Source organism: Dokdonia sp. Hel_I_63 (genome assembly GCF_007827285.1).
Taxonomy (GTDB): domain Bacteria; phylum Bacteroidota; class Bacteroidia; order Flavobacteriales; family Flavobacteriaceae; genus Dokdonia.
Map to the genome: position 1 here is coordinate 3,213,295 of NZ_VISD01000001.1, position 24,994 is coordinate 3,238,288.

The 24,994-nt window shown below is 37.6% G+C and carries 38 protein-coding genes; 2 read left to right on the plus strand and 36 right to left on the minus strand.

Annotated features, from left to right (window positions below; all coding sequences use genetic code 11):
• Positions 1 to 19 precede the first annotated feature (19 nt).
• Positions 20 to 1,183 (plus strand): formate-dependent phosphoribosylglycinamide formyltransferase, encoded by a 1,164-nt coding sequence (purT, locus tag JM84_RS14125; RefSeq protein WP_144784872.1) that lies wholly within the window; start codon positions 20 to 22, stop codon positions 1,181 to 1,183.
• 6 nt (positions 1,184 to 1,189) lie between these two features.
• Complete coding sequence (locus JM84_RS14130) at positions 1,190 to 1,687, plus strand: MepB family protein (RefSeq protein WP_144784874.1); 498 nt, start codon at positions 1,190 to 1,192, stop codon at positions 1,685 to 1,687.
• A gap of 24 nt (positions 1,688 to 1,711) precedes the next feature.
• On the opposite strand, the gene JM84_RS14135 is transcribed toward JM84_RS14130, so the two are convergent.
• The 36 genes from JM84_RS14135 to fusA all read right to left on the minus strand — a co-directional run bounded on the left by JM84_RS14135 (position 1,712) and on the right by fusA (position 24,991).
• Positions 1,712 to 2,626, minus strand: a complete 915-nt coding sequence (locus tag JM84_RS14135) for a dimethylarginine dimethylaminohydrolase family protein (RefSeq protein ID WP_144784876.1) — start codon at positions 2,624 to 2,626, stop codon at positions 1,712 to 1,714.
• An 86-nt stretch (positions 2,627 to 2,712) separates the two neighbouring features.
• Positions 2,713 to 3,210, minus strand: coding sequence for a GyrI-like domain-containing protein (locus JM84_RS14140; RefSeq protein WP_186439135.1), 498 nt, complete (start codon positions 3,208 to 3,210; stop codon positions 2,713 to 2,715).
• A gap of 101 nt (positions 3,211 to 3,311) precedes the next feature.
• Positions 3,312 to 4,598, minus strand: coding sequence for a citrate synthase (locus tag JM84_RS14145; RefSeq protein WP_013751353.1), 1,287 nt, complete (start codon positions 4,596 to 4,598; stop codon positions 3,312 to 3,314).
• A gap of 726 nt (positions 4,599 to 5,324) precedes the next feature.
• Entirely contained in the window at positions 5,325 to 6,614 is a 1,290-nt protein-coding gene (gene eno / locus JM84_RS14150; protein ID WP_144784880.1) for a phosphopyruvate hydratase, read from the minus strand.
• A 149-nt stretch (positions 6,615 to 6,763) separates the two neighbouring features.
• A complete protein-coding gene (carA, locus tag JM84_RS14155) occupies positions 6,764 to 7,876 on the minus strand; it encodes a glutamine-hydrolyzing carbamoyl-phosphate synthase small subunit (protein WP_144784882.1) in 1,113 nt (370 codons plus the stop codon).
• Between the two features lie 74 nt (positions 7,877 to 7,950).
• Entirely contained in the window at positions 7,951 to 8,670 is a 720-nt protein-coding gene (locus JM84_RS14160) for a hypothetical protein (protein ID WP_144784885.1), read from the minus strand.
• A gap of 156 nt (positions 8,671 to 8,826) precedes the next feature.
• Positions 8,827 to 9,300 carry a 50S ribosomal protein L17 gene (rplQ, locus tag JM84_RS14165; RefSeq protein ID WP_144784887.1) on the minus strand — a complete coding sequence of 158 codons (474 nt, stop codon included), beginning with the start codon at positions 9,298 to 9,300 and terminating at the stop codon, positions 8,827 to 8,829.
• A 57-nt stretch (positions 9,301 to 9,357) separates the two neighbouring features.
• Complete coding sequence (locus JM84_RS14170) at positions 9,358 to 10,350, minus strand: DNA-directed RNA polymerase subunit alpha (protein WP_013751347.1); 993 nt, start codon at positions 10,348 to 10,350, stop codon at positions 9,358 to 9,360.
• A gap of 25 nt (positions 10,351 to 10,375) precedes the next feature.
• Positions 10,376 to 10,981 (minus strand): 30S ribosomal protein S4, encoded by a 606-nt coding sequence (rpsD, locus tag JM84_RS14175; protein ID WP_144784889.1) that lies wholly within the window; start codon positions 10,979 to 10,981, stop codon positions 10,376 to 10,378.
• A gap of 87 nt (positions 10,982 to 11,068) precedes the next feature.
• The gene (rpsK, locus tag JM84_RS14180) at positions 11,069 to 11,452 is read right to left on the minus strand and encodes a 30S ribosomal protein S11 (protein WP_013751345.1); all 384 of its coding nucleotides are present in this window, start codon (positions 11,450 to 11,452) and stop codon (positions 11,069 to 11,071) included.
• A gap of 9 nt (positions 11,453 to 11,461) precedes the next feature.
• Positions 11,462 to 11,836, minus strand: coding sequence for a 30S ribosomal protein S13 (gene rpsM / locus JM84_RS14185; RefSeq protein WP_013751344.1), 375 nt, complete (start codon positions 11,834 to 11,836; stop codon positions 11,462 to 11,464).
• A 5-nt stretch (positions 11,837 to 11,841) separates the two neighbouring features.
• Entirely contained in the window at positions 11,842 to 11,958 is a 117-nt protein-coding gene (ykgO, locus tag JM84_RS14190) for a type B 50S ribosomal protein L36 (RefSeq protein ID WP_010519235.1), read from the minus strand.
• Positions 11,959 to 11,975: 17 nt separating this feature from the next.
• Positions 11,976 to 12,191 (minus strand): translation initiation factor IF-1, encoded by a 216-nt coding sequence (gene infA / locus JM84_RS14195; RefSeq protein WP_013751343.1) that lies wholly within the window; start codon positions 12,189 to 12,191, stop codon positions 11,976 to 11,978.
• Entirely contained in the window at positions 12,191 to 13,543 is a 1,353-nt protein-coding gene (gene secY / locus JM84_RS14200; protein ID WP_013751342.1) for a preprotein translocase subunit SecY, read from the minus strand. Before secY ends, infA begins: the two co-directional genes overlap by 1 nt.
• A 13-nt stretch (positions 13,544 to 13,556) precedes the next feature.
• Positions 13,557 to 14,009, minus strand: a complete 453-nt coding sequence (gene rplO, locus JM84_RS14205) for a 50S ribosomal protein L15 (RefSeq protein ID WP_013751341.1) — start codon at positions 14,007 to 14,009, stop codon at positions 13,557 to 13,559.
• Between the two features lie 12 nt (positions 14,010 to 14,021).
• A complete protein-coding gene (gene rpmD / locus JM84_RS14210) occupies positions 14,022 to 14,201 on the minus strand; it encodes a 50S ribosomal protein L30 (RefSeq protein ID WP_013751340.1) in 180 nt (59 codons plus the stop codon).
• 10 nt (positions 14,202 to 14,211) lie between these two features.
• Positions 14,212 to 14,736 (minus strand): 30S ribosomal protein S5, encoded by a 525-nt coding sequence (rpsE, locus tag JM84_RS14215; protein ID WP_013751339.1) that lies wholly within the window; start codon positions 14,734 to 14,736, stop codon positions 14,212 to 14,214.
• A gap of 5 nt (positions 14,737 to 14,741) precedes the next feature.
• A complete protein-coding gene (gene rplR, locus JM84_RS14220) occupies positions 14,742 to 15,098 on the minus strand; it encodes a 50S ribosomal protein L18 (RefSeq protein WP_013751338.1) in 357 nt (118 codons plus the stop codon).
• An 11-nt stretch (positions 15,099 to 15,109) separates the two neighbouring features.
• Positions 15,110 to 15,652: a 50S ribosomal protein L6 gene (gene rplF, locus JM84_RS14225; protein WP_013751337.1), complete on the minus strand. Its 543-nt coding sequence runs from the start codon at positions 15,650 to 15,652 to the stop codon at positions 15,110 to 15,112.
• A gap of 20 nt (positions 15,653 to 15,672) precedes the next feature.
• Positions 15,673 to 16,071 (minus strand): 30S ribosomal protein S8, encoded by a 399-nt coding sequence (gene rpsH, locus JM84_RS14230; RefSeq protein WP_013751336.1) that lies wholly within the window; start codon positions 16,069 to 16,071, stop codon positions 15,673 to 15,675.
• A gap of 86 nt (positions 16,072 to 16,157) precedes the next feature.
• Entirely contained in the window at positions 16,158 to 16,427 is a 270-nt protein-coding gene (gene rpsN / locus JM84_RS14235; RefSeq protein WP_013751335.1) for a 30S ribosomal protein S14, read from the minus strand.
• A gap of 3 nt (positions 16,428 to 16,430) precedes the next feature.
• Complete coding sequence (gene rplE / locus JM84_RS14240) at positions 16,431 to 16,982, minus strand: 50S ribosomal protein L5 (protein ID WP_013751334.1); 552 nt, start codon at positions 16,980 to 16,982, stop codon at positions 16,431 to 16,433.
• 2 nt (positions 16,983 to 16,984) lie between these two features.
• On the minus strand, positions 16,985 to 17,296 hold the full coding sequence (gene rplX / locus JM84_RS14245; RefSeq protein WP_013751333.1) for a 50S ribosomal protein L24: 312 nt from the start codon (positions 17,294 to 17,296) through the stop codon (positions 16,985 to 16,987).
• 13 nt (positions 17,297 to 17,309) lie between these two features.
• Entirely contained in the window at positions 17,310 to 17,678 is a 369-nt protein-coding gene (rplN, locus tag JM84_RS14250) for a 50S ribosomal protein L14 (protein ID WP_013751332.1), read from the minus strand.
• On the minus strand, positions 17,678 to 17,935 hold the full coding sequence (gene rpsQ, locus JM84_RS14255) for a 30S ribosomal protein S17 (protein ID WP_013751331.1): 258 nt from the start codon (positions 17,933 to 17,935) through the stop codon (positions 17,678 to 17,680). Before rpsQ ends, rplN begins: the two co-directional genes overlap by 1 nt.
• Positions 17,936 to 17,946: 11 nt before the next feature.
• The gene (gene rpmC / locus JM84_RS14260) at positions 17,947 to 18,135 is read right to left on the minus strand and encodes a 50S ribosomal protein L29 (RefSeq protein WP_013751330.1); all 189 of its coding nucleotides are present in this window, start codon (positions 18,133 to 18,135) and stop codon (positions 17,947 to 17,949) included.
• Positions 18,136 to 18,146: 11 nt separating this feature from the next.
• Positions 18,147 to 18,569 carry a 50S ribosomal protein L16 gene (rplP, locus tag JM84_RS14265; RefSeq protein ID WP_013751329.1) on the minus strand — a complete coding sequence of 141 codons (423 nt, stop codon included), beginning with the start codon at positions 18,567 to 18,569 and terminating at the stop codon, positions 18,147 to 18,149.
• A gap of 21 nt (positions 18,570 to 18,590) precedes the next feature.
• Entirely contained in the window at positions 18,591 to 19,313 is a 723-nt protein-coding gene (gene rpsC, locus JM84_RS14270; RefSeq protein ID WP_013751328.1) for a 30S ribosomal protein S3, read from the minus strand.
• Positions 19,314 to 19,317: 4 nt separating this feature from the next.
• Positions 19,318 to 19,728, minus strand: coding sequence for a 50S ribosomal protein L22 (gene rplV / locus JM84_RS14275; RefSeq protein WP_013751327.1), 411 nt, complete (start codon positions 19,726 to 19,728; stop codon positions 19,318 to 19,320).
• 6 nt (positions 19,729 to 19,734) lie between these two features.
• The gene (gene rpsS / locus JM84_RS14280) at positions 19,735 to 20,016 is read right to left on the minus strand and encodes a 30S ribosomal protein S19 (protein ID WP_013751326.1); all 282 of its coding nucleotides are present in this window, start codon (positions 20,014 to 20,016) and stop codon (positions 19,735 to 19,737) included.
• Between the two features lie 6 nt (positions 20,017 to 20,022).
• Positions 20,023 to 20,847 carry a 50S ribosomal protein L2 gene (gene rplB, locus JM84_RS14285; RefSeq protein WP_013751325.1) on the minus strand — a complete coding sequence of 275 codons (825 nt, stop codon included), beginning with the start codon at positions 20,845 to 20,847 and terminating at the stop codon, positions 20,023 to 20,025.
• 9 nt (positions 20,848 to 20,856) lie between these two features.
• Positions 20,857 to 21,147, minus strand: coding sequence for a 50S ribosomal protein L23 (rplW, locus tag JM84_RS14290; protein ID WP_013751324.1), 291 nt, complete (start codon positions 21,145 to 21,147; stop codon positions 20,857 to 20,859).
• A gap of 6 nt (positions 21,148 to 21,153) precedes the next feature.
• Positions 21,154 to 21,783, minus strand: a complete 630-nt coding sequence (rplD, locus tag JM84_RS14295) for a 50S ribosomal protein L4 (protein ID WP_013751323.1) — start codon at positions 21,781 to 21,783, stop codon at positions 21,154 to 21,156.
• Positions 21,783 to 22,394, minus strand: coding sequence for a 50S ribosomal protein L3 (gene rplC, locus JM84_RS14300; protein WP_013751322.1), 612 nt, complete (start codon positions 22,392 to 22,394; stop codon positions 21,783 to 21,785). Before rplC ends, rplD begins: the two co-directional genes overlap by 1 nt.
• 153 nt (positions 22,395 to 22,547) lie before the next feature.
• Positions 22,548 to 22,853: a 30S ribosomal protein S10 gene (gene rpsJ / locus JM84_RS14305; RefSeq protein WP_013751321.1), complete on the minus strand. Its 306-nt coding sequence runs from the start codon at positions 22,851 to 22,853 to the stop codon at positions 22,548 to 22,550.
• Between the two features lie 11 nt (positions 22,854 to 22,864).
• Positions 22,865 to 24,991: an elongation factor G gene (gene fusA, locus JM84_RS14310; protein WP_013751320.1), complete on the minus strand. Its 2,127-nt coding sequence runs from the start codon at positions 24,989 to 24,991 to the stop codon at positions 22,865 to 22,867.
• Positions 24,992 to 24,994 lie beyond the last annotated feature (3 nt).

The following is a 24,994-nucleotide window of genomic DNA, read 5'->3' on the forward strand; positions in this document are numbered from 1 at the left end:
AGTGCGAAAGCAAAACATTATGAATAAAAAGATAGTATTACTAGGCTCAGGAGAACTGGGAAAGGAATTTGTAATTGCAGCACAACGTCTTGGTCAAACTGTAATTGCGGTAGATAGTTATGATAACGCTCCTGCAATGCAAGTAGCAGATGGTCGCGAGGTGATAAATATGCTTGATGGCGATGCTCTGGATAAACTTGTCGAAAAGCATAAACCTGATTTTATTGTTCCAGAAATTGAGGCAATTCGCACAGAGCGCTTTTATGATTATGAAAAACAAGGATATACCGTAATCCCAAGCGCAAAGGCTGCCAACTTCACAATGAATCGCAAATCTATACGTGACTTAGCGGCTAAAGATCTTGGCTTAAAAACTGCAAATTATCGCTATGCAACATCTGCAGAAACATTGCAAAAAGCAGTTAAGGAAGTAGGAATTCCTTGCGTAGTAAAGCCCTTGATGTCTTCTAGCGGGAAAGGGCAGTCTACCATCAAAACACCAGATGATATTCAACGAGCTTGGGAATACTCTCAAGCTGGATCAAGAGGAGATGTCGCCGAGGTGATTGTGGAGTCTTTTGTAAATTTCAATTACGAGATTACACTTCTCACTGTTACACAAAGAGATGGTGAGACGCTGTTTTGCCCTCCTGTAGGTCACCGTCAAGAACGAGGCGACTACCAAGAAAGCTGGCAACCAGCAACCATGACGGATGCTCATCTCAAAACCGCTAAAGAAATGGCAGCTAAAGTTACTGCTGCTTTAGGAGGAGCTGGTTTATGGGGCGTAGAATTCTTTGTAGGAGATGATGGTGTTTACTTTTCTGAACTCTCACCTAGACCACATGATACGGGTATGGTAACTCTGGCAAACACTCAGAACTATAATGAGTTTGAACTACACTTAAGAGCGGTTTTAGGACTACCCATAAAAGAAATTACTCAAGAACGTATAGGTGCAAGTGCCGTGATTCTTGCAACTAAGGATTCTGATAATCCATCTTTTACGGGTATAGAAAATATTGCCGCAGCTTCTAAATGTGACTTCAGGCTTTTTGGAAAACCCACCTCCCGTCCATACAGACGTATGGGAGTTGTGGTAACCTATGACCAACTAAATGGTAATATTACAAACGTTACCGAAAGAGCAAAAGAGCTCGCTTCGAAAGTTACTGTAATTTAACAGTCAATGACCTCTAACCTACAACAAATTAAAGCGAGCATTTACGACAAATGCTCGCTTTATATTTCGGATTATCATGACGAGCTCGAAAGCAAATCCTACGGTGCCTGTACATTTACGCTAGCAGGATTAAATATTATATGTAGAGATGCCAAAGTAACGCCTAAAAAAACAGGCCAATTTGTAACATTCTGGAAGCGCTTGGAAAGCGGAGAAATCTCACCTTTTCACGAAAGTGATATTATTGATTTTTATGTAGTAAATGTAAAGACAGAAAATAAGTTAGGTCAATTTGTCTTCCCTAGATCAATCCTTATCAAAAAAGGAATAATATCAACCCAAACGAAAAAAGGTAAAAGAGCCTTTAGAGTTTATCCAGCATGGGACACTCCAAATAATAAACAAGCTCTAAAAACCAAAAAATGGCAATTAGATTATTTTTATGAAGTAAGTAAAGACGTAGATATAGATTTTATTACGTCTCTTTTTAAATCCTGTGAATAATAATAAAATGCGTTAATGTAATGACTACTCTCTTATAAGCGGTAGTGTACTACATCTTAGTAATCCTTCTTGCTTTGCAATCTCTGCATAAGCAACTTCTTCTACGGTAATATTATGATCTCTCAGCCACGTATTTAATCTCGTAAAATTACGTTCAGAAATTACTACTTCTGGCGATATACTGAATATATTAGAATTCATATTAAACATCTCTTGAGACGAGATTTCAAATACATTCTCCTTTCCGTAATGGTTCAACAACCAGTTATACTCTTTTTCTTGAAGGAATCCGTTTTTATGTAAAATCGCTTTACCATTACCTACTGGTTGAAAACAGCAATCTAAGTGAAGTGCGTTGCTGTATGGATCTGTGTTTGATTTTCTAAGATCAAATGACATTACTTTTTTATTTGGGAATAATTCCTGTATCATTCCTACGGCGAGCATATTTGTACGTGCAATGATATAATCTGGATAGTCTGCACCTCTATAAGTCCCGATAAAAATATGATCATCTGCAAGCATCACATCTCCTCCTTCAATATGTGCTTCTTCTGGCAATCTAAATACATGCGTTGGTGCCACTTGCTTTATAATATGTTCTATAGCTTCTATTTCCTCTTCCCTATCAGGGAGGATATTAGCCTTAAAAAACTTATCATCAATCACAAATCCTATATCCCTAGTAAAGATCTGATTCATATCTTTTATAAGTTTAGGTCTATACACCTCTACATCATACTTCTTGAATATAGTTGCTACTGCTTCCATCTCTGGAACCATGTCTTTTTCTAGAGGATACGTACCTTCTTTAATATGAAGCGCCGACTTAGGATCATAAGCATCTTCAAGTGATGGCGTAGGTCCATTACTTTCTGCAGTTCCTAAAACCACGGCTTTAAGACGTGACGTTTCGTTTTTTACATTGAGTTTAAGCATAGCGTGAAATTACAAATTCCACTCTTGAAATCCCAACAACAACGATTAAGTAACATAAAAAATATAGTAATTGAATGTGAGTAAAACTATACGATTGGAATCCAGACATCTTCTTGCGCATCTGGGTGATTAAGTCCTAAATAATCCGAACCCATGTACTCATAATGTGGTCTATGATCTAATTGATACCCAGACTGCGGAAGCCACTCTTGATACACATATTGAGCAAATTTACCAAAATCACGTGTGGTCCCTTTATATGGAAACACAGCCCATTTACCCTTTGGGATTTTCAACACTTCTAACTCTTTTGGAATATCATCTTCGTTAAATACCGCTACTGCCGCCCATTTTACAAACTTGGTTTCTGGTGTAAAAGGAATAGACATAAAATCATCTACATAGCACTGCACGCTATAACTTCCACCATTAGACTTGTTATGAATTGACTTTTTTAATGGTCCAAAGGTTTGCCATAATTGTATTGTTGTATTATGAGATAAAGACATTGTAGTCTTTAAACCTGCAAGTATAAGTTCTGCTTGCTCTACAATAACTGGTAATGGATGGTTGGTATCTTTCACGAAAGTGAATTTACAAATTATTACATAGTCACATTCTTACTTTTTGAGCAAAAAAAAGAGCAAACTAAATGTTTGCTCTTATATATTTCATTACTGAGTTTTTATCTCTCTGAAACTTCTTTAAAAGATCTTAAGTTTTCACCAGTATATACCTGACGCGGACGTCCGATAGGCTCTTTACCTAATCTCATCTCTCTCCATTGAGCAATCCAACCTGGAAGACGACCTACTGCAAACATTACAGTAAACATCTCTACTGGAATATCTAGTGCACGATAAATAATACCTGAGTAGAAATCTACGTTTGGATATAATTTACGGTCTACAAAATATGGATCTTCAAGAGCTTCTTTTTCAAGTCCCTTAGCTATATCCAATACAGGATCTTCTATTCCTAATTGAGTAAGAACATCATCTGCAGCTACTTTAATAATCTTTGCTCTAGGGTCAAAGTTTTTATATACTCTATGCCCAAAGCCCATTAAACGGAAAGGATCTTCCTTATCCTTAGCTTTAGCCATATATTTTTTAGTATCACCACCATCTTCTTTGATTGCTTCTAGCATTTCAATTACAGCTTGGTTTGCTCCACCGTGTAATGGTCCCCATAATGCAGAGATTCCTGCTGAAATAGAAGCAAATAAACCAGCATGTGATGATCCCACTATACGTACTGTAGATGTAGAACAGTTTTGCTCATGATCTGCATGTAAAATTAGTAACTTATCAATAGCTTCAATAACAGCTTTATCCACCTTATACTCCTCATTAGGCTTTGCAAACATCATTTTATGGAAGTTCTCTACATAACCAAGAGAATTATCTCCATAATCAAGAGGTTGGCTCTTTTTCTTGCGCATTGCCCATGCAGCTAGTACTGGAAACTTCGCTAGAAGTTTTACAATAGCAGCATACATATCTTCTTCAGAATCTACATTTACAGTGGATGGGTTAAATGCTATAAGCGCAGAGGTAAGTGCACTTAACACACCCATTGGGTGTGCAGACTTAGGAAAACCATCTAAGATTTTCTTCATATCTTCATCTACGTGAGATTCAGATTTGATATCTGCGTGAAATTTATCTAGTTGTTGTTTTGTAGGAAGCTCTCCAAAAATCAATAAATAAGCTGTTTCAAGAAAATCTGCTTTCTCTGCAAGCTCTTCTATTGAATAACCGCGGTATCTAAGAATTCCTTTCTCCCCATCTAAAAAAGTAATAGCGCTTTCACAAGACCCTGTATTTTTATAACCTGGATCTATCGTAGTGATTCCTCCAGTAGCTCCTCTGAGCGTCTTTATATCAATTGCCTGCTCCTTCTCAGTTCCTGTGATTATTGGGAACTCGTAACTTTTTCCATCTATCGTTAGGGTTGCTTTATCTGCCATCTATCGTTATATTTTTCTTTTTTGTTCTAATATTTGAAGTAAGGCTAAATTACAAAAAAGAAGTCTCTTTTTTTAACATATGAGACTAATAGAAGGTTAAAAATTAATTAAATTCTTTCTAGATAACATAAGAGAGAATTTTCCAAATATAGAAGAAGCTTATATACAAGCTCTTTACAAAGGCCAATTTGCTCCTTGTAGAATAATAAAAAAGGACATGTACCTAAGCACATGTCCTTTACCCAACTTAAATCTAGATTTTGAATTTATCCAAAATCCATTTAAAAAAAGAGCGAGTGTACAACATTGAAGCGTAACTGCCCGCTCTTACCCAACTTAAAGTCATACTTGCTTGTTTATTCACTAACGATGCAACGAATGAGCCAGGTAAAAATTTAAAGAACTGTCTGATTAAAAATCCGCTTGCGCGAAAGCAAAACCTAAACATTCTCCAAAGATTATTGTTTGGAAGTGTAAAATTAATGCATTTCACCGCATATGCCATACATATTACGTACGATTTTACCTACTTTTTATAATTAATCACTTTTTTTGTTCCAAGCTTAAAATTTACATACTAAAAAAAAAGCATTGAAGGCATTTATCTTAGAATTAAGATCTCTTCTATAAACAAGTGTGAAAACAGATATCCAACTGTCCTTCAAATAAAAAATGCCTTCTCTGCGAGAAGGCATTTAATTAACAACATAACATCATTAACAGTTGTTACTTTATTTTAAAAGCGTTCATTGCAGGAAAGTACGCTGTATCAGCGAGCATCTCTTCTATACGAATAAGTTGATTATACTTTGCCATGCGATCTGAACGTGAGGCAGAACCTGTTTTAATCTGACCACAATTAAGTGCTACTGCTAAATCTGCAATCGTATTATCTTCAGTTTCTCCAGATCGGTGAGACATTACAGAAGTATAGCCTGCATTATGTGCCATGTTTACAGCTGCAATAGTTTCTGTAAGAGTCCCTATTTGATTCACTTTAATTAGGATAGAATTTGCTATTCCTTCGTTTATCCCTCTTGATAGACGCTCTACATTAGTTACAAATAAATCATCACCTACAAGTTGTACTTTATCACCAATCTTATCAGTAAGATATTTCCAACCTTCCCAGTCGTTCTCATCCATTCCATCCTCTATAGATACAATTGGATATTTATCTGCTAGCTCAGCCAAGTAATCTGCTTGTTCCTCACTAGTACGTATTTTTCCGGTTTCACCCTCAAATTTTGCATAGTTGTATTTACCATCTACATAAAATTCTGCAGCGGCACAATCTAGAGCTATCATAATCTCGTCACCCCAAGAGTAACCAGCTTTTTCTACAGCTATTTTTACACTATCAAGCGCATCTTCTGTACCGTCTAATGCTGGAGCAAATCCTCCTTCATCACCTACCGCTGTGCTCAAGTTACGGTCATGTAATACCTTTTTAAGATTATGAAAAATCTCAGTTCCCATTTGTAATGCATGACTAAAGCTCTTAGCTTTAACTGGCATTACCATAAATTCTTGGAATGCTATAGGCGCATCACTATGTGATCCTCCATTAATAATATTCATCATAGGCACTGGAAGTGTATTTGCACTTACTCCACCTATATATCTATATAACGGCATATTTAATTCGGCAGCTGCTGCTTTAGCACAAGCAAGAGAAACACCTAGGATTGCATTTGCTCCAAGTTTTGATTTGTTTGGAGTGCCATCAAGATCTATCATAAGCTGATCAATAGCGTTTTGCTCGAAAACAGATACACCAAGTAATTCTGGAGCAATTAGCGTATTTACATTTTCAACTGCTTTCGACACTCCTTTTCCCATAAAAGCATTACCACCATCACGCAATTCTACAGCCTCGTGCTCACCTGTAGATGCTCCAGAAGGAACAGCTGCCCTTCCCATTACACCTAACTCAGTGAATACATCAACTTCGACGGTTGGGTTTCCTCGTGAATCAAAAATTTGTCTTGCGTGAACTTCTATGATTATACTCATGTTATAATTGTTTTATTAGTTACGTAAAAATACGATTTTGATGATGATTTTGTGAAGTCAATGTTCTTTTGTAGCGATAACGTTTTCGCGAAAGCATAAATTTTAAAATAAAAAATCCCCATCTTAATTTTTAAGATGGGGATAAATTTTTAAGCTGTAACGCTTTTTATATTATCTATGAATTGATCGAACAAATATGTAGCATCGTTGGGTCCAGGGCTAGCTTCTGGGTGATATTGAACTGAAAAACAGTTCTTATCCTTAAGTTTAATTCCTGCAACAGTGTTGTCATTGAGGTGAACGTGCGTTATCTCTACATCGCTATTAGCCTCTGTTTCTTCTCTATTTATAGCAAAGCCATGATTTTGAGAAGTAATTTCACCTTTACCAGTAACCAAGTTCATTATAGGATGATTGATCCCACGGTGTCCGTTGTGCATTTTATAAGTAGAAATACCATTTGCGAGTGCTATCACTTGATGCCCTAAGCATATTCCAAATAATGGATCGTTTGCACTAATGATATCTTTTGCAACTTGTACTGCGTTTTCAAGTGGCTCAGGATCTCCAGGTCCATTAGATAAAAAATATCCGTCTGGATTCCATTCTTTCATCTCCTTATAAGTAGTATTATAAGGGAAGACTTTTACGTACGCTCCTCTCTTTGCAAGGTTTCGCAAGATATTACGTTTGATACCAATATCTAATGCCGCAACCTTAACCTCGGCATTTTCTTCGCCAAAATAATAAGCTTCAGTGGTTGATACTTTTGAGGCCAATTCTAGTCCATTCATATCAGGAACCTCAGATAACTGCTTTTTCAAACCTTCAATATCATCTACAGCGGTTGAAATAACGGCATTCATAGCGCCATTATCACGTATGTGCGCAACTAGTGCTCGCGTATCAACATCTGAAATGGCGAAAAGCTTACTGTCATTTAAGAAAGACTCCAGAGACTCTTCTGCATCTTTTCTTGAGTATGTGTAGCTAAAATTTCTACAAATTAATCCAGATATTTTTACAGTGTCAGACTCCGTCTCAACATCTGTTGCTCCATAATTACCTATATGAGCATTTGTAGTTACCATTAATTGACCAAAATATGATGGATCAGTAAAAATTTCTTGATATCCTGTCATTCCTGTATTAAAACAAACTTCACCAAAAGAAGTTGCTTCTTTGTCTCCTACAGATTTTCCATGAAAGATGGTTCCGTCTGCAAGTAATATTATGGCTGATCTTCTAGATTGATATTTCATTTTATGTTTTTTCCTTACAGGAGACAAAAGTAATGAATATACTCTTTTGAAAAAAGAATAGTTTTATTATGGGTTTAATTGGAAGAAGATGATCTCACAGAATTAAATTTTGAAAAAATTGATTTTAAACCGGCATCATCTTTATAAGACAATTTATTCTGCTTAATGTATTCTTTCATAACATCCTCAGAATCTCCGAATATTGACAGAACAGAAGATTTCTTCGGCCTAAACTTTCTAAACTCCCCTTCACTAATTAAGTAATAACTAGTATTACTCACAAACTCATCAGGCTCTTGACCAACTTGTATATCAAATTTACCCTCTCTGATTCTTACATTGTGATCTTTAAGTAATGATAAATCATCAGACTCATAAATAACCTCCATTAATCTAGAAATATTATCTGTAGGATTAAGAGTTCTTTTAAAAATCATATCGTTAATACTAACAGAACCCACAACAAACTGATTTACATCTAAAATATATTCCCCTTCTTTAAATGAAAATGTTCCACGCTCCATATCAAAGTTTATATTTCTTATGTCAATAATTTGCTTATTCTTTGTAATAACCCTAGCAGAACTAAGCCAATTATCATAAAGAAATTTATCTCCTTCTAATTTAGTAGCCGCCTTAAATGTTCTGCCCGAATAGTTACCTCCATCAAAATTGACCAATGACCCATCGATAGCTTGATTAGAATTCAAGCTAGACATAAACGTCACATCTTCAGATTGACAGATTGCTGTAAGAGAATTAATAAGTAAAACGGAGATCAAGAAATATTTCATAACACTAAAGTGGTTTTGTTATAACTAATATAATACCTAGAAACAGAACTCAACAAAGAAAAGAAATCTTAACAAGATATTATGAATCTTTTGATATCAAAAAAGGCCCTGCTTAAGAGCAAGACCTTTTTAAAATTGTTTAGACAATAAAATTATCTATTCTTCTTCATTAGAAGCTTTTTCTTCTGTTGCAGCAGGCGCTACAGCTTCAGCTTTTTTACTTCCACGACGAGTATTTTTCTTCTTTGTTGGTTTCCCTGGGCTGTAAATCTCGTTATAATCAACAAGTTCTATCATTGCCATATCAGCGTTATCCCCAAGACGGTTACCCATCTTGATAATACGAGTATAACCTCCTGGACGATCACCAATCTTTGCCGCTACATCTCTGAATAATTCAGTTACTGCATCTTTTTGGCGAAGCTTTGCAAAAACGATACGACGATTATGAGTAGTATCTTCTTTTGACTTTGTGATCATTGGCTCAACAAATTGCTTTAAAGCTTTTGCTTTTGCCACTGTCGTGTTTATTCTCTTATGTTCAATTAAAGAGCAAGCCATGTTTGCAAGCATAGACTTTCTATGTGCTGTCTTTCTCCCTAAGTGATTAAATTTCTTTCCGTGTCTCATTGTAATATGTATTTTCCCGCTTTCGCGAAAGCGCTATTGCATTTCTGCTATAGCTAACTAGTCTTTATCTAATTTATACTTAGCTAGATCCATTCCAAAACTAAGGCCTTTTACATTTACAAGCTCTTCAAGCTCTGTAAGTGACTTTTTACCAAAGTTTCTAAATTTCATCAAGTCATTTTTGTTATAAGAAACAAGATCTCCTAATGTTTCTACTTCTGCTGCTTTTAAACAGTTAAGCGCACGAACGGAAAGATCCATATCGATAAGCTTTGTTTTAAGCAACTGACGCATGTGTAGAGATTCTTCATCATAAGTCTCAGTCTGAGCTATCTCATCTGCCTCTAAAGTGATACGCTCGTCTGAGAATAACATAAAGTGGTGGATAAGTGTCTTAGCAGCTTCAGTAAGAGCTTCTTTAGGATGAATAGATCCATCAGTGATGATTTCAAAAACTAATTTTTCATAATCAGTTTTCTGCTCAACACGATAGTTCTCTATACTATATTTTACATTACGGATAGGAGTATAAATAGAGTCTGTAAAGATAGTCCCAAGAGGTGCATTAGACTTCTTGTTCTCTTCAGCAGGTACATATCCACGTCCCTTTTCGATAGTAATTTCCATATTAAGATTTACTTTTTTGTCCATGTTTGCTATCACCATATCAGGGTTAAGCACTTGGAAACCAGAAATAAATTTTTGGAAATCACCAGCTGTTAATTGATCTACTCCAGATAATGAAATTGTTACAGTTTCGTTATCTATCTCTTCTATTTGTCTTTTAAAACGTACTTGCTTAAGATTAAGGATAATTTCTGTTACATCCTCAACTACTCCAGCCAATGTAGAAAACTCGTGATCTACACCTTCTATACGTACAGATGTAATTGCAAAACCTTCTAATGAAGATAACAATACACGACGTAAAGCGTTTCCTACGGTTAAACCGTAACCTGGTTCTAAAGGTCTAAACTCAAATTTACCTTCAAAATCAGTAGAGTCAATCATAATGACTTTATCGGGCTTCTGGAAATTTAATATTGCCATATCGGTTTTCTAGCTTTAGTGGTTATTACTTAGAGTACAGCTCGACGATGAACTGAGTATTGATGTTTTCAGGAATCTGAAGACGTTGTGGTATTGCCACAAAAGTACCTTCTTTTTTATCGTTATTCCAAGAAATCCACTCGTATACGTTACTTGAATTTTGAAGAGAGTTCGAAATTACTTCTAAAGATTTAGACTTCTCACGTACCGCAACAACATCACCAGGCTTAACCTGATAGGAAGGTATGTTTACGATACTTCCGTTTACAGTAATATGACGGTGTCCTACTAATTGACGTGCACCACTTCTTGAAGGAGACATTCCCATTCTGTGTACAACATTATCAAGACGACACTCACAAAGTTGAAGTAAAACTTCACCTGTAATTCCTGGAGCACGATTTGCTCTGTCGTACATATTTCTAAACTGACGCTCAAGGATACCGTAAGTATACTTTGCCTTTTGCTTTTCAGCTAATTGTACAGCGTATTCAGATTTTTTTCCTCTGCGTCTGTTGTTTCCGTGTTGCCCTGGAGGGTAATTTCTTTTTTCAAAAGATTTGTCTTCTCCGAAGATTGCTTCGCCAAATTTACGAGCGATCTTTGTTTTGGGACCAGTATATCTTGCCATTTTAAATGTATTTGTTGAGGGTGATTAGAAATTAAGGTCAATCCTTTGCTAATCGTTCTCCCTCGAGATATTAATTATAATTTATTATTAAACGCGACGTCTCTTAGGAGGACGACACCCGTTGTGCGGCATTGGAGTGATATCAATAATCTCAGTCACTTCAATTCCACTGTTGTGTACAGCACGTATAGCAGACTCACGTCCGTTACCTGGGCCTTTAACATACACTTTTACTTTACGAAGGCCAGCTTCGTGAGCAACCTTAGAACAATCTTCTGCAGCAGTTTGAGCAGCATACGGAGTATTCTTTTTAGAACCTCTGAAACCCATTTTACCGGCAGATGACCAAGAGATAACATCTCCTTTCTTGTTTGTTAACGAAACTATGATGTTATTAAAAGAAGCAGTAATATGAGCTTCCCCAACTGATTCTATAACAACCTTACGTTTTTTTGCAGTTTGCTTTGCCATTATGCCTTATTATTTAGTTGCTTTCTTCTTGTTTGCAACTGTTTTACGCTTTCCTTTTCTAGTACGAGAATTATTCTTTGTACGTTGTCCTCTTAAAGGAAGACCCACACGATGACGAATACCACGGTAACAACCGATGTCCATCAAACGTTTAATGTTCAAAGAAACTTCTGAACGAAGTTCTCCTTCTATTGTAAATGTACCAACAGCATCACGTATGCGACCTATTTCGTCGTCATCCCAATCAGATACCTTTTTATCTTCTGATACATTAGCAGCTGCAAGAATTTCTTCTGCTCTACTTTTTCCGATTCCAAAGATGTACGTTAATGCAATTACACCTCTCTTTTGTTTTGGGATATCTATCCCTGCAATTCTAGCCATAACTATTAACCTTGTCTTTGTTTAAACCTAGGATTCTTTTTGTTGATTACGTATAATCTTCCTTTGCGACGAACGATCTTGCAATCGGCGCTTCTTTTTTTAATGGATGCTCTTACTTTCATATCCAGCTTTTTTCCGCTTAATAGCGGTAAGTTATACGAGCCTTTGATAAATCGTAAGGACTCATTTCTAATTTTACTTTATCCCCAGGTAATAATTTGATATAGTGCATACGCATTTTACCTGAGATATGCGCTGTCACAACGTGACCGTTTTCTAACTCTACTCTAAACATTGCATTAGACAATGCTTCGATTATAGATCCATCTTGTTCTATTGCTGCTTGCTTTGCCATTATGCTACTGCTTTTCTGTTTTTACCTGATTTCATAAGACCATCGTAGTGCTTATTCAAAAGATAAGAATTTACTTGTTGCATAGTATCTATAGCTACACCAACCATAATTAATAGTGATGTACCTCCATAAAACAATGCCCATCCTTGTTGCATACCTAATACATTAACTGCTACTGCAGGAAATATAGCGATAAGAGCAAGAAACACAGAACCCGGAAGAGTAATCTGCGACATTATTCTATCTAAATATTCAGCAGTTTCAGATCCTGGACGTATGCCAGCTATAAAGCCACCACTACGTTTTAAATCATCAGCCATTTTATTAGTAGGCACCGTGATTGCTGTATAGAAATATGTAAAAACAATAATCAATAATGCAAACACAAGGTTGTACCAAAAACCAAAAATATTATTCCCGAAGTTGGTTTGTAACCAAGTTCCAGCAGTGGTATCTGCCAAGAAACTTGCACCACCTATCAACCCAGGAACAAACATAATTGCCTGCGCAAAGATAATAGGCATTACCCCAGAAGCGTTAAGTTTTAGTGGTAAAAATTGTCTACTACCAAAAACATTTTTTTCATAGGCTCCAGTCGCTGTTCTTCTTGCATATGAAACCGGCACTTGACGTACTGCCATAACAAGTAAAATACACAACAAGATTATCACAAACCAAATCACTAACTCTATGAGTATCATGATTAAACCACCGTTTGACTCAGTAACACGAGCTACCCATTCTTGTACAAATGATATAGGCATTGTTGCAATAATACCCACCATAATTAAAAGTGAAATACCATTACCGATACCTTTATCTGTAATCTTTTCACCTAACCACATAGCAAAAACACAACCTGTAACTAAAATAAATACAGATGATATATAGAATGTAGGTGTTAAACCCATTACAAAAGCACTAGAAGGAACTCCTAATGCAGGTAACGCAGCGAGATATCCTGGCGCCTGTAATAAACAGATTGCAATAGTTAACCATCTAGTTATTTGGTTGATTTTTCGTCGTCCACTTTCACCCTCCTTTTGTAGCTTCTGCAGATAAGGTATTGCTATTCCCATCAACTGCACTACAATAGAAGCAGATATATACGGCATAATCCCCAACGCAAAAACTGATGCATTAGAAAATGCACCACCTGTAAATGCAGCTAGAAGACCTAACAAACCTTGGTCCGTACTATCCTGAAGACCCCCAAGTTGTGAAGCATCTATACCAGGAAGTACTACTTGAGCACCAAAACGATATACGAGGAGAAGTGTGAGCGTAAGGAGTATTCTATTCCTTAGCTCATCAATCTTCCAGATATTCTTTATTGTATCTATAAATTTCATCCTCTTATATCGATTATAACGTTACAGCTTCACCGCCAGCAGCTTCAACAGCAGCCTTTGCAGTTGCAGTAAATTTATGTGCAGATACTTTAATTTTCGCTTTAAGCTCTCCTCTACCTAATATTTTCACTAGATCGTTTTTACCAACTAATCCAGCTTCCATAAGAGATTCTATGGATACTTCTTCTGTCAGGCGTCCAGCATCAACATACTCTTGTAGCGTATCAAGGTTTACACCCGCATACTCTTTTCTGTTGATATTTGTAAATCCAAATTTAGGAACACGACGTTGAAGTGGCATTTGCCCTCCTTCAAAACCAATTTTCTTACTGTATCCTGAACGAGACTTCTGTCCTTTGTGTCCACGACCAGCCGTACCACCTTGACCAGTTGCCTGACCACGACCTTTACGGCTATCGTTTTTCTTAACAGCTCCTTTTGCAGGCCTTAAGTTATTTAACTCCATCTGTTATTTATATTAAGCTTCCTCTACAGAAACTAAGTGACTAACTTTACTTACCATACCAAGGATGTTAGGTGTATTATCATGCACCTTTACCTGGCCTATTTTTCTCAATCCAAGAGATTCTAAGATTCTCTTTTGGTTTTGAGTGCGGTTTATTGCACTCTTAACCTTTGTTACTTTGATTTTTGCCATTGTCCTTGATTTATCCTTTAAACACTTTATCTAGTGTGATACCACGTTGCTTTGCAACAGTTTCAGCACTTCTTAACTTAAGTAAAGCATCAAAAGTTGCCTTTACTACGTTATGTGGGTTTGAAGATCCTTGATTCTTTGATAGTACATCATGTATACCAACTGACTCAAGTACTGCACGTATTGCACCACCCGCGATAACTCCAGTACCCGCTGCTGCAGGTAATAAAAGTACACGAGCTCCTCCAAATTTACCTTTCTGTTCGTGAGGTATAGTTGCTTTATTTAATGGAATACGAACTAAGTTTTTCTTAGCATCTTCCATAGCCTTTGCAATTGCAGAAGCTACTTCTTTAGACTTTCCTAAACCGTGACCTACTACTCCATTCTCATCACCTACTACAACAATAGCAGAAAATCCAAAAGCTCTACCTCCTTTAGTTACCTTAGTAACACGCTGTACACCAACTAAACGATCTTTAAGATCTAACCCAGATGGTTTTACTAACTCTACGTTTTTATAATCTTGATACATACTTCTTAGAATTTAAGACCGCCTTCTCTTGCGCCCTCTGCTAGTTGTTTAATTCTTCCGTGATATAAGTAACCACCTCTGTCAAATACTACAGCCTCTACTCCAGATTTTGTAGCTTTTTCAGCGATTGCCTTACCTACAAGCTTTGCAGTTTCAGTCTTACTTGATTTTGCAGCTGCGATATCTTTATCACGTGACGATGCTGCCATAATAGTTTTCCCCGTAAGGTCATCTACTAACTGAGCATAAATCTCTTTATTACTTCTAAACACACAGAGTCTTGGTCTCTCCGCAGATCCAGAAATAGTCTTACGAATTCTAAGATGAATTCTATTTCTTTTTTCACTTTTTGATAATGCCATTTCTCTATGTATTATGCAGATTTACCTGCTTTTCTTCTAATTATCTCTCCTACAAACTTGATACCTTTACCTTTATAAGGCTCTGGTCTACGGAAACCGCGTATTTTTGCAGCTACTTGCCCTACAAGTTGTTTATCATGTGAAGTAAGTTTAATAATAGGATTTTTTCCTTTATCAGAAACTGTTTCCACTTTTACTTCTGGAGCGATATCCAAAACTATATTGTGAGAAAATCCTACGGCAAGATCAAGCTTATTACCTTGGTTACTTGCTCTATAACCTACACCTACAAGTTCTAATTTCTTTTCAAAACCTTTAGATACACCTTCAATCATGTTTGCAATCAAAGACCTGTATAGTCCGTGCTTTGCACGAACATCCTTCTTATCTGAGTCACGCTCAAGAGTAATAGTTCCGTCTTCGATTTTAATATCTATACCAGAGTACTCTTGCGTAAGCTCGCCTAATTTTCCTTTTACCGTTACAATACCGTCTGCTACGTTTACCGTAACACCATCTGGAACTGTAATTGGGCTTCTACCTATTCTTGACATCTTGTTGTCTTTTTATCTGATTAGTAAACGTAACAAAGTACCTCTCCTCCAACATTGTGTTGAGCCGCTTGCTTACCTGTCATAACTCCTTTAGAAGTTGAAACAATAGCAATTCCCAGTCCATTCAATATACGAGGTATCTCTGTTGATGAAGAATATTTACGTAAACCAGGCTTACTTATTCTTTGTATATCCTTAATAACAGCTTCTTTAGTAATACGATCATACTTCAAGGCAATCTTGATAGTATCCTGCGCCTTACCTTCTTCAAACTTGTAGCTAAGAATGTACCCTTGGTCAAATAAGATTTTAGTCATCGCCTTCTTAAGGTTTGATGCTGGAATCTCGACCACTCTGTGATTTGCTGCCGATGCGTTACGCACACGTGTCAGGAAATCTGCAATAGTATCTGTATTCATTTAATTATAGTTACGGTAGTGGTTTTCTCTAGTCTCGCTTTCGCGAAAGCATAAAAAGAACCTTCTACCAATTTATACTCTTTGTATTACCAGCTCGCTTTCTTAACTCCTGGTATTAATCCTTGGTTTGCCATTTGACGGAACATCACACGTGATAATCCGAACTGACGCATATAACCCTTAGGACGACCTGTAAGTTTGCAACGATTGTGCTGACGTATAGGTGAAGCGTTCTTAGGTAACTTTTGCAATCCTTCGTAATCTCCAGCTTCTTTTAAAGCCTTACGTTTCTCAGCATATTTTGCAACTGTTTTAGCACGCTTTACCTCACGGGCTTTCATTGATTCTTTAGCCATATCTTAATTCTTTTTAAAAGGTAAACCTAGTTCTGCAAGTAATGATTTTGCCTCCTTATCAGTTTGAGCAGAAGTTTGAAAAGTGATGTTCATACCATCTATTTTCTTGATTCTATCAATATTGATTTCAGGAAAGATAATCTGCTCTGTAACTCCCATACTGTAGTTACCACGACCATCAAAACCAGTAGCATTGATTCCGTTAAAGTCACGTACACGTGGTAGTGCAGAAGTAACAAGTCTATCTAAAAACTCATACATACGTTCTCCACGTAAAGTAACTTTGGCACCAATAGGCATTCCTTTACGTAATTTAAATGTCGCAACATCCTTCTTAGACATTGTCGAGATAGCTCTCTGTCCTGTGATAAGCGTAAGCTCCTCAACAGCATTTTCTACAAGCTTCTTATCTGCAACCGCAGCTCCAACACCACGAGATACTACAATCTTATTAAGACGAGGTACCTGCATAATATTTTTGTAACCAAACTCTTCTTGAAGGGCTGGCGTTACGCGGTCTTTAAACTCTTGTTTTAGTCTTGGTACGTATCCCATCACTATAATATTTCGTTGTTAGACTTTGCAAAGCGTACCTTCTTATCTCCTTCCATACGGTAACCTACTCTCGTAGTCTTACCATCCTTATCCATCAAAGATAAGTTAGAAATTTGAAGTGGCGCTTCTTTTTCTTTAATTCCACCTTGAGGATTTGCGGCGCTTGGCTTTTCGTGCTTCTTCACCATGTTAACACCCTCAACGATTGCTTTGTTCTTCTCGATAAATACTTTTACGACTTTACCTTCAGACCCTTTATGATCTCCAGCAATAACCTTAACTGTATCTCCCGTTTTTATTTTAAGCTTTGTCATCTTATTGTCTGTATTAAAGCACCTCTGGTGCTAATGATACAATCTTCATAAACTGTTTGTCACGAAGCTCTCTTGCTACTGGTCCAAATACACGAGTACCGCGCATCTCACCTTGAGCATTTAAAAGAACACAAGCATTATCATCAAAACGGATATATGATCCATCTGGACGACGTACTTCTTTCTTAGTACGTACAACTACTGCTGTAGATACGGCACCTTTTTTAATTTGACCGTTAGGTGTAGCATCTTTTACAGACACTACAATCTTATCTCCTACAGAAGCATATCTTCTCTTAGTACCTCCTAATACACGGATAGTCAAAACTTCTTTTGCTCCGGTATTATCTGCTACTTTTAATCTTGATTCTTGCTGTAACATTACTTCGCTCTTTCAATGATTTCTACTAGTCTCCAAGTCTTTGATTTACTCATAGGACGTGTTTCCATGATCCTAACTGTATCTCCTTCGTTGCAGTCGTTTGTTTCGTCGTGTGCTACATACTTCTTCGTCTTTAAAACGAATTTACCATACATAGGGTGCTTTACTTTTTTAACTTCGGCAACAACGATAGACTTTTGCATCTTGTTACTAGTTACTACACCGACACGCTCTTTTCTTAAATTTCTTTTTTCCATCTTAAGCAGCGTTATTGTTCTCTTTTAGTTAATTCAGTTGCAATTCTAGCGACTGTACGTCTCATAGAACGCAGTTGAATAGGATTGTCAAGTGGAGAGATAGCGTGCGCCATCTTAAGATCCATGTAAGATCTTTTTGCTTTTCCAAGCTCTTCTTGCAATTCTGCTACAGATAATCCTTTTACCTCTGATTGTTTCATAGTACTATAATTTATTCAGCTGAAAAATCTCTAGCTACGACATACTTAGTTCTTACTGGAAGTTTTTGAGCTGCAAGACGTAACGCCTCTTTTGCTACTGGTTCTGGAACCCCTCCTAATTCGAACATAATGCGTCCTGGTTTTACAACTGCTGCCCAATATTCTACAGCACCTTTACCTTTACCCATACGTACCTCTAAAGGCTTCTTAGTAATAGGCTTATCTGGGAAGATCTTAATCCAAAGAGTTCCCTCTCTTTTCATGTAACGTGTTGCTGCTATACGAGCTGCTTCTATTTGTCTCGCAGTTACAAAAGATGAATCGAGTGATTTTATACCGAACTGACCGTTAGAAAGCAAATGCCCTCTATTAGCTAGTCCTTTCATACGACCCTTCTGCTGCTTGCGGAATTTTGTTTTTCTAGGCTGTAACATTTTTTACTGTCTTTTTAAAAATTACTTTCTACGACGTGGCCCACGGTTGTCCTTACGACCTCCACCACCTTTTCCAGACTTGCTATTCTGCAGCCCTACTAAAGGAGAAAGTTCTCTCTTGCCATATACTTCACCTTTCATAATCCATACTTTAATACCCAATCTACCATAAGTAGTGTGAGCTTCAACTAAAGCATAATCTATGTCGGCTCTAAAAGTAGATAAAGGAATACGTCCATCTTTATACGACTCCGAACGTGCCATTTCAGCACCATTCAAACGTCCAGAAATTTGGATTTTAATACCCTCTGCATTCATACGCATCGCTGCTGCGATTGCCATTTTTATTGCACGACGGAAAGAAATTCTTCCTTCAATCTGACGAGCAACACTTTGACCTACCAGAAATGCATCAAGCTCTGGACGTTTAATCTCGTGGATATTAATTTGTACTTCTTTACCTGTGAGTTTCTTAAGCTCTTCTTTCAACTTGTCTACTTCCTGACCACCTTTCCCGATAATAATACCAGGTCTTGCAGTAGTAATAGTAACGGTTACAAGTTTAAGCGTACGCTCAATTATAACTCTAGACACACTAGCTTTGCTTAAACGAGCGTGAATATAACGTCTAATCTTATCGTCTTCGGCAAGTTTATCACCGTAGTCATTACCTCCGTACCAGTTAGATTCCCATCCTCTGATTATTCCAAGGCGATTTCCGATTGGATTTGTCTTCTGTCCCATCTAATTAATTGCTTTGTGTGTTATCTTTTGCTCCAAGAATCACTGTTACGTGATTAGAACGTTTTCTAATTCTGTGCGCGCGACCTTGTGGTGCTGGACGTAGTCTTTTCAACATTGTTCCAGAATCAACTTTGATCTCTTTAATAAAAAGATTAGCATCTTCGATACTAGCATCTTCATTCTTAGCTTCCCAGTTTGCAACTGCAGAAAGAACAAGTTTCTCAACTTTACGTGACGCTTCTTTATTACTAAATTTCAACAACTGAAGTGCTCTCTCCACTTGCGTACCTCGTACCATATCTGCTACAAGACGCATTTTACGCGGAGAGGTAGGGCAGTTATTCAATTTCGCGAAAGCGATAGACTTATTAGCCTCTTTGCGACGATTAGCCGCTTCTTTTTTACGAACTCCCATCTCCTGTTATCTTTTACCTTTATTTTTCTTATCAGCTCCGTGCCCTCTGTAAGAGCGCGTAGGTGAAAATTCTCCTAGCTTATGCCCTACCATGTTCTCAGTAACATATACTGGTACAAACTGGCGACCATTATGTACTGCAATAGTTTGCCCCACAAAATCTGGAGTAATCATAGAAGCTCTAGACCAAGTCTTGATGACAGTCTTTTTATCGCCTTCCACGTTTGCAGCAACTTTCTTTTCTAACTTATAGTGAACGTAAGGTCCTTTTTTTAATGAACGTGCCATATCTTATTATTTCTTTCTACGTTCTACAATATACTTATTACTCGACTTCGTCTTAGAACGCGTTCTGTAACCTTTAGCAGGTACACCATTACGGTTTCTAGGGTGACCTCCAGAAGATTTACCTTCTCCACCTCCCATTGGGTGATCGACAGGGTTCATAACTACTGGACGTACACGTGGACGACGACCTAACCAACGACTTCTACCAGCTTTACCAGATACAAGTAACTGGTGATCACTATTAGATACAGCACCTATTGTTGCCATACACGTTGATAAGATTAATCTTGTCTCTCCAGAAGGAAGTTTTACCGTAGCAAACTTACCATCACGAGCCATTAACTGAGCAAATGAACCAGCCGAACGCGCCATAACAGCACCTTGACCTGGACGTAACTCAATACAAGATATTATAGTTCCCAAAGGAATCGCCGAAAGCGGCATAGCATTACCAATCTCAGGAGCTACGCTTGCACCAGAAACTAAGTTCTGACCAACTTGCAAACCATTCTGAGCGATAATATAACGCTTCTCACCATCTTGATAATCAAGAAGAGCAATAAACGCCGTTCTATTTGGATCATATTGGATTGACGCAACAGTTGCAGGAACTCCTTCTTTGTTACGTTTAAAATCGATAATACGGTAACGTTTTTTGTGACCTCCACCAACTTGGCGTATGGTCATCTTACCCGTATTATTTCTACCTCCTGAGCGTTTTTTCGGAGCCAATAGGCTTTTTTCCGGCTTATCAGTCGTAATCTGGTCGAAACCATTTACAACTCTAAATCGCTGCCCTGGAGTGATAGGTTTTAATTTTCTTACTGACATTTTGTTGTCTTAAATGTTGTTATAAAAATCTATTGTATCACCTTCCGCCAGCTGTACAATTGCTTTTTTAATAGCATTTGTTTTACCAGTAAGAACACCAGACTTCGTATGACGAGACTTGCGATCCGGGCGGACATTCATTGTGCGAACTTTTTCAACTGAAACACCATAAGCAGCTTCTACCGCTTTCTTAATTTCAACCTTATTTGTTCTCATACTCACTTCAAAAGTAAAACGATTCATTTCCTCGCTATCTTTTGTTGCTTTTTCTGTAATAACAGGCTTTATTAAAATACTCATCGTGTCTTATTTTGCTAAATTTGCTTCAACACCTTCTAAAGACCCCTCTAAGAACACAACGTTGTTTGCATTCATTATTCCGTAAGTGCTTAATTCTGAGCTTTTTACGACTTTAGCGGTCTTTAAATTGCGCGACGACAAATATACGTTATTATTTGACTCTCCCAACACTATAAGTGACTTTTTATTCTCTAACCCTAAGGCTTTCAAAACATTCACAAAATCTTTCGTTTTTGGAGCGTCTAGATTAAAATCTTCTATTACAGTGATTGCGTTATCGTTAGCCTTAATTGTAAGTGCCGAACGACGTGCAAGTCTCTTCAATCCTTTGTTTAATTTGAAAGAGTAATTTCTAGGTCTTGGTCCGAACATACGTCCTCCCCCTCTAAAAACACCAGACTTGATACTACCCGCACGGGCTGTACCAGTTCCTTTTTGTTTCTTGATCTTACGAGTAGAACCCGCAATCTCTGCTCTTTCTTTAGACTTGTGCGTTCCTTGACGTTGGTTTGCAAGAAATTGCTTAACATCTAAATACACAGCATGCTTGTTTGGTTCAATTCCAAAAACAGCATCAGAAAGGTCTGCCTTTCTCCCTGTTTCTTTTCCTTTGATATCTACAACTGCTATCTTCATTACTTCTGAATGATTACATAAGCATTTTTGTGACCAGGAACACATCCCTTCACTACAAGTAGATTCTTTTCAGCAACTACTTTCAATACTTTAAGATTTTGAACTTTTATTTTGTCACCACCCATACGACCTGCCATACGCATTCCTTTGAATACACGTGCAGGGTAAGATGCTGCCCCAATTGAACCTGGCGCTCTAAGACGGTTATGTTGACCGTGAGTAGCTTGTCCAACACCACGGAAACCGTGACGCTTTACAACTCCTTGAAAACCTTTACCTTTTGAAGTTCCCGATACATCGACAAATTCTCCTTCAGCAAAATGATCTACAGTAATTGCATCTCCTAATTTAAACTCTCCTTCAAATCCTTGAAATTCGACAACTTTACGCTTAGCAACAGTTCCTGCTTTTTTGGCATGGCCAGCAGCAGCTTTGTTTGCCTTCTTAGCGTCATCGAAACCAAGTTGAAGGGCTTCATACCCGTCAGCTTCTTTGGTTCTGACTTGGGTGATAACGCAGGGACCTGCTTCGATAACGGTACATGGAATGTTTTTTCCATTCTCGTCAAAGATGCTAGTCATACCTACTTTCTTTCCGATTAACCCAGACATAATTATAAATATTTGTTATTAAAAATTCTATTCTAAATAAAACAAGGCCGAACACGTTCGACCTTGAATGTGTGTTTCCGTTTTTCCCTCGCACGCAGCTCAGGACAAATTAGTGTGGTAATTAATACGCTTTCGCGAAAGCGTAAAAACCTATCACACCTTAATTTCTACCTCTACTCCAGATGGTAACTCTAATTTCATCAAGGCATCAATAGTCTTTGATGAAGAAGAATAGATATCAAGCAAACGCTTGTAAGAGCTAAGCTCAAACTGCTCACGTGATTTCTTGTTTACGTGTGGAGAACGTAATACAGTAAAAATTTTCTTATGTGTTGGAAGAGGAATAGGCCCTGTTACTACAGCTCCTGTTGTCTTCACAGTTCTTACAATTTTCTCAGCACTTTTATCTACTAAGTTGTGATCGTAAGATTTTAGTTTAATTCTAATTTTTTGACTCATTTCCTTAGTAATTAATCGTTTGTACCTTTAGATGCTGCAATAACTTCTGCTGCAATATTTGCAGGAGTTTCCTCGTAGTGAGAAAATTCCATAGTAGAAGTTGCACGTCCAGATGATAGCGTACGTAAAGTTGTTACATAACCAAACATCTCAGAAAGTGGCACTGTTGCCTTGATAGTCTTTGCACCAGCACGGTCACCCATACTTGCCATTTGACCACGACGACGGTTCAAATCTCCTACAATATCACCCATGTTCTCTTCTGGTGTAATCACCTCAAGCTTCATGATAGGCTCCATAATAACAGCTTTGGCAGCTTTTGCAGAGTTTTTGAATCCAAGCTTAGCAGCAAGCTCAAAAGAAAGTTGATCAGAATCCACATCGTGGTAAGATCCATCTCTCAATGTTACTTTAATTGCATCTACTTCATAACCAGCAAGAGGTCCGTTTACCATTGCCATTTTGAATCCTTTCTCAATAGACGGAATAAATTCCTTAGGAACGTTACCACCCTTAATTACTGATTCAAATTGCAATCCTACAACACCTTCGTCTGCAGGCTCAATTGTAAATACGATGTCAGCAAATTTACCACGTCCACCAGATTGCTTTTTGTAAGTTTCTCTGTGTTCTGCAGCTCTTGTAATTGCTTCCTTATACTCAACTTGTGGTTGACCTTGGTTAACCTCTACTTTAAATTCTCTTCTTAAACGGTCTACAATTACATCTAAGTGAAGCTCACCCATTCCTGATATAATAGTTTGACCTGAAGCCTCGTCTGAACGCACTGTAAACGTAGGATCTTCTTCAGCAAGTTTTGCTAAGCCCATTCCTAATTTATCTACATCTGCCTTAGTCTTAGGCTCAACCGCGATACCGATTACCGGATCTGGGAAGTCCATAGATTCTAAAACAATAGGGTGCTTCTCATCAGAAAGTGTATCTCCAGTCTTAATAGACTTAAAACCTACAGCTGCTCCAATATCTCCAGCTTCTATATAATCAATTGCATTTTGCTTGTTAGCGTGCATTTGATATATACGTGAGATACGTTCTTTTTTACCAGAACGATTGTTTAATACATAAGATCCAGCATCTAAACGGCCTGAGTACGCTCTAAAAAATGCAAGACGCCCTACAAAAGGATCTGTTGCAATTTTAAATGCAAGTGCAGCAAAAGGCTCCTTTACATCTGGCTTACGTAATTCTTCTTTTTCTGTATCTGGGTTTACACCTACGATACCTTCCTTATCCATAGGAGAAGGTAAGTAACGACAGACAGCATCAAGAAGGAATTGAACTCCTTTATTCTTAAATGCAGATCCACAGATCATAGGAATGATAGACATATCCATCACAGCAGCACGAAGCGCAGCGTGCACTTCATCTTCTGTAATTGAATCCTCATCTTCCATATATTTTTCTAGCAAGTTTTCATCATACGCAGCAACTTCTTCAATAAGTTTACCACGAAGCATTCTTGCTTCTTCTTTTAAGTTTTCTGGAATATCAACAACATCAAATGTTGCCCCCATTCCTTCTTCATGCCAAACAATAGCACGGTTCTTAACAAGATCGACAATTCCTTTAAAATCTTCTTCGTCACCTATGTTAAGAACGATAGGCACAGCATTTGAACCTAACATTTCCTTAACCTGAGTACAAACCTCTAAGAAGTTTGAACCTTGACGGTCCATTTTATTTACAAAACCGATACGTGGCACTTTGTAATTATCTGCAAGTCTCCAGTTAGTTTCTGATTGTGGCTCAACACCATCAACAGCACTAAACAAAAACACTAAACCATCAAGTACACGTAAAGAACGATTCACCTCTACAGTAAAATCAACGTGACCAGGAGTATCTATAATATTAAAGTGGTAGTCCTTAGTATCAGGAAGCGTTTGCGCGTTCTCCATTGGAAACTTCCAAGTACAAGTAGTAGCAGCAGAGGTAATTGTAATACCACGCTCCTGCTCTTGCTCCATCCAGTCCATTGTTGCAGCACCATCATGCACTTCACCAATCTTGTGACTTACACCTGTATAATAAAGGATACGCTCTGTAGTCGTAGTTTTTCCAGCATCAATGTGAGCTGCAATACCTATATTTCTAGTAAATTTTAAGTCTCTAGCCATTTC

What these genes read in the sequence shown, in the direction of transcription:
- rpsC (WP_013751328.1), bottom strand. Translation starts at nt 19,313, where the DNA reads ATGGGACAGAAGACAAATCCAATCGGAAATCGCCTTGGAATAATCAGA.
- rpmC (WP_013751330.1), bottom strand. Translation starts at nt 18,135, where the DNA reads ATGAAACAATCAGAGGTAAAAGGATTATCTGTAGCAGAATTGCAAGAA.
- carA (WP_144784882.1), bottom strand. Translation starts at nt 7,876, where the DNA reads ATGAAATATCAATCTAGAAGATCAGCCATAATATTACTTGCAGACGGA.
- purT (WP_144784872.1), top strand. Translation starts at nt 20, where the DNA reads ATGAATAAAAAGATAGTATTACTAGGCTCAGGAGAACTGGGAAAGGAA.
- rpsM (WP_013751344.1), bottom strand. Translation starts at nt 11,836, where the DNA reads ATGGCTAGAATTGCAGGGATAGATATCCCAAAACAAAAGAGAGGTGTA.
- rplV (WP_013751327.1), bottom strand. Translation starts at nt 19,728, where the DNA reads ATGGGAGTTCGTAAAAAAGAAGCGGCTAATCGTCGCAAAGAGGCTAAT.
- rplW (WP_013751324.1), bottom strand. Translation starts at nt 21,147, where the DNA reads ATGAGTATTTTAATAAAGCCTGTTATTACAGAAAAAGCAACAAAAGAT.
- ykgO (WP_010519235.1), bottom strand. Translation starts at nt 11,958, where the DNA reads ATGAAAGTAAGAGCATCCATTAAAAAAAGAAGCGCCGATTGCAAGATC.
- JM84_RS14130 (WP_144784874.1), top strand. Translation starts at nt 1,190, where the DNA reads ATGACCTCTAACCTACAACAAATTAAAGCGAGCATTTACGACAAATGC.
- JM84_RS14170 (WP_013751347.1), bottom strand. Translation starts at nt 10,350, where the DNA reads ATGGCAATATTAAATTTCCAGAAGCCCGATAAAGTCATTATGATTGAC.
- rpsE (WP_013751339.1), bottom strand. Translation starts at nt 14,736, where the DNA reads ATGTATCAAGATTATAAAAACGTAGAGTTAGTAAAACCATCTGGGTTA.
- rplC (WP_013751322.1), bottom strand. Translation starts at nt 22,394, where the DNA reads ATGTCTGGGTTAATCGGAAAGAAAGTAGGTATGACTAGCATCTTTGAC.
- secY (WP_013751342.1), bottom strand. Translation starts at nt 13,543, where the DNA reads ATGAAATTTATAGATACAATAAAGAATATCTGGAAGATTGATGAGCTA.
- rpsN (WP_013751335.1), bottom strand. Translation starts at nt 16,427, where the DNA reads ATGGCTAAAGAATCAATGAAAGCCCGTGAGGTAAAGCGTGCTAAAACA.
- rplB (WP_013751325.1), bottom strand. Translation starts at nt 20,847, where the DNA reads ATGTCAGTAAGAAAATTAAAACCTATCACTCCAGGGCAGCGATTTAGA.
- JM84_RS14135 (WP_144784876.1), bottom strand. Translation starts at nt 2,626, where the DNA reads ATGCTTAAACTCAATGTAAAAAACGAAACGTCACGTCTTAAAGCCGTG.
- JM84_RS14160 (WP_144784885.1), bottom strand. Translation starts at nt 8,670, where the DNA reads ATGAAATATTTCTTGATCTCCGTTTTACTTATTAATTCTCTTACAGCA.
- rpsD (WP_144784889.1), bottom strand. Translation starts at nt 10,981, where the DNA reads ATGGCAAGATATACTGGTCCCAAAACAAAGATCGCTCGTAAATTTGGC.
- JM84_RS14145 (WP_013751353.1), bottom strand. Translation starts at nt 4,598, where the DNA reads ATGGCAGATAAAGCAACCCTAACGATAGATGGAAAAAGTTACGAGTTC.
- eno (WP_144784880.1), bottom strand. Translation starts at nt 6,614, where the DNA reads ATGAGTATAATCATAGAAGTTCACGCAAGACAAATTTTTGATTCACGA.
- rpsH (WP_013751336.1), bottom strand. Translation starts at nt 16,071, where the DNA reads ATGAATACAGATACTATTGCAGATTTCCTGACACGTGTGCGTAACGCA.
- rplN (WP_013751332.1), bottom strand. Translation starts at nt 17,678, where the DNA reads ATGTTACAGCAAGAATCAAGATTAAAAGTAGCAGATAATACCGGAGCA.
- rpmD (WP_013751340.1), bottom strand. Translation starts at nt 14,201, where the DNA reads ATGGCAAAAATCAAAGTAACAAAGGTTAAGAGTGCAATAAACCGCACT.
- rplX (WP_013751333.1), bottom strand. Translation starts at nt 17,296, where the DNA reads ATGACAAAGCTTAAAATAAAAACGGGAGATACAGTTAAGGTTATTGCT.
- fusA (WP_013751320.1), bottom strand. Translation starts at nt 24,991, where the DNA reads ATGGCTAGAGACTTAAAATTTACTAGAAATATAGGTATTGCAGCTCAC.
- rpsJ (WP_013751321.1), bottom strand. Translation starts at nt 22,853, where the DNA reads ATGAGTCAAAAAATTAGAATTAAACTAAAATCTTACGATCACAACTTA.
- rplF (WP_013751337.1), bottom strand. Translation starts at nt 15,652, where the DNA reads ATGTCAAGAATAGGTAGAAGCCCAATTACAGTTCCAGATGGTGTTACG.
- rplR (WP_013751338.1), bottom strand. Translation starts at nt 15,098, where the DNA reads ATGGCATTATCAAAAAGTGAAAAAAGAAATAGAATTCATCTTAGAATT.
- rplO (WP_013751341.1), bottom strand. Translation starts at nt 14,009, where the DNA reads ATGGAGTTAAATAACTTAAGGCCTGCAAAAGGAGCTGTTAAGAAAAAC.
- rplE (WP_013751334.1), bottom strand. Translation starts at nt 16,982, where the DNA reads ATGGGATACGTACCAAGACTAAAACAAGAGTTTAAAGACCGCGTAACG.
- infA (WP_013751343.1), bottom strand. Translation starts at nt 12,191, where the DNA reads ATGGCAAAGCAAGCAGCAATAGAACAAGATGGATCTATAATCGAAGCA.
- rpsQ (WP_013751331.1), bottom strand. Translation starts at nt 17,935, where the DNA reads ATGGAAAAAAGAAATTTAAGAAAAGAGCGTGTCGGTGTAGTAACTAGT.
- rplQ (WP_144784887.1), bottom strand. Translation starts at nt 9,300, where the DNA reads ATGAGACACGGAAAGAAATTTAATCACTTAGGGAGAAAGACAGCACAT.
- rpsK (WP_013751345.1), bottom strand. Translation starts at nt 11,452, where the DNA reads ATGGCAAAGCAAACTGCAAAAAAACGTAAGGTTGTTATAGAATCAGTT.
- rplD (WP_013751323.1), bottom strand. Translation starts at nt 21,783, where the DNA reads ATGAAGATAGCAGTTGTAGATATCAAAGGAAAAGAAACAGGGAGAAAG.
- rplP (WP_013751329.1), bottom strand. Translation starts at nt 18,569, where the DNA reads ATGTTACAGCCTAGAAAAACAAAATTCCGCAAGCAGCAGAAGGGTCGT.
- rpsS (WP_013751326.1), bottom strand. Translation starts at nt 20,016, where the DNA reads ATGGCACGTTCATTAAAAAAAGGACCTTACGTTCACTATAAGTTAGAA.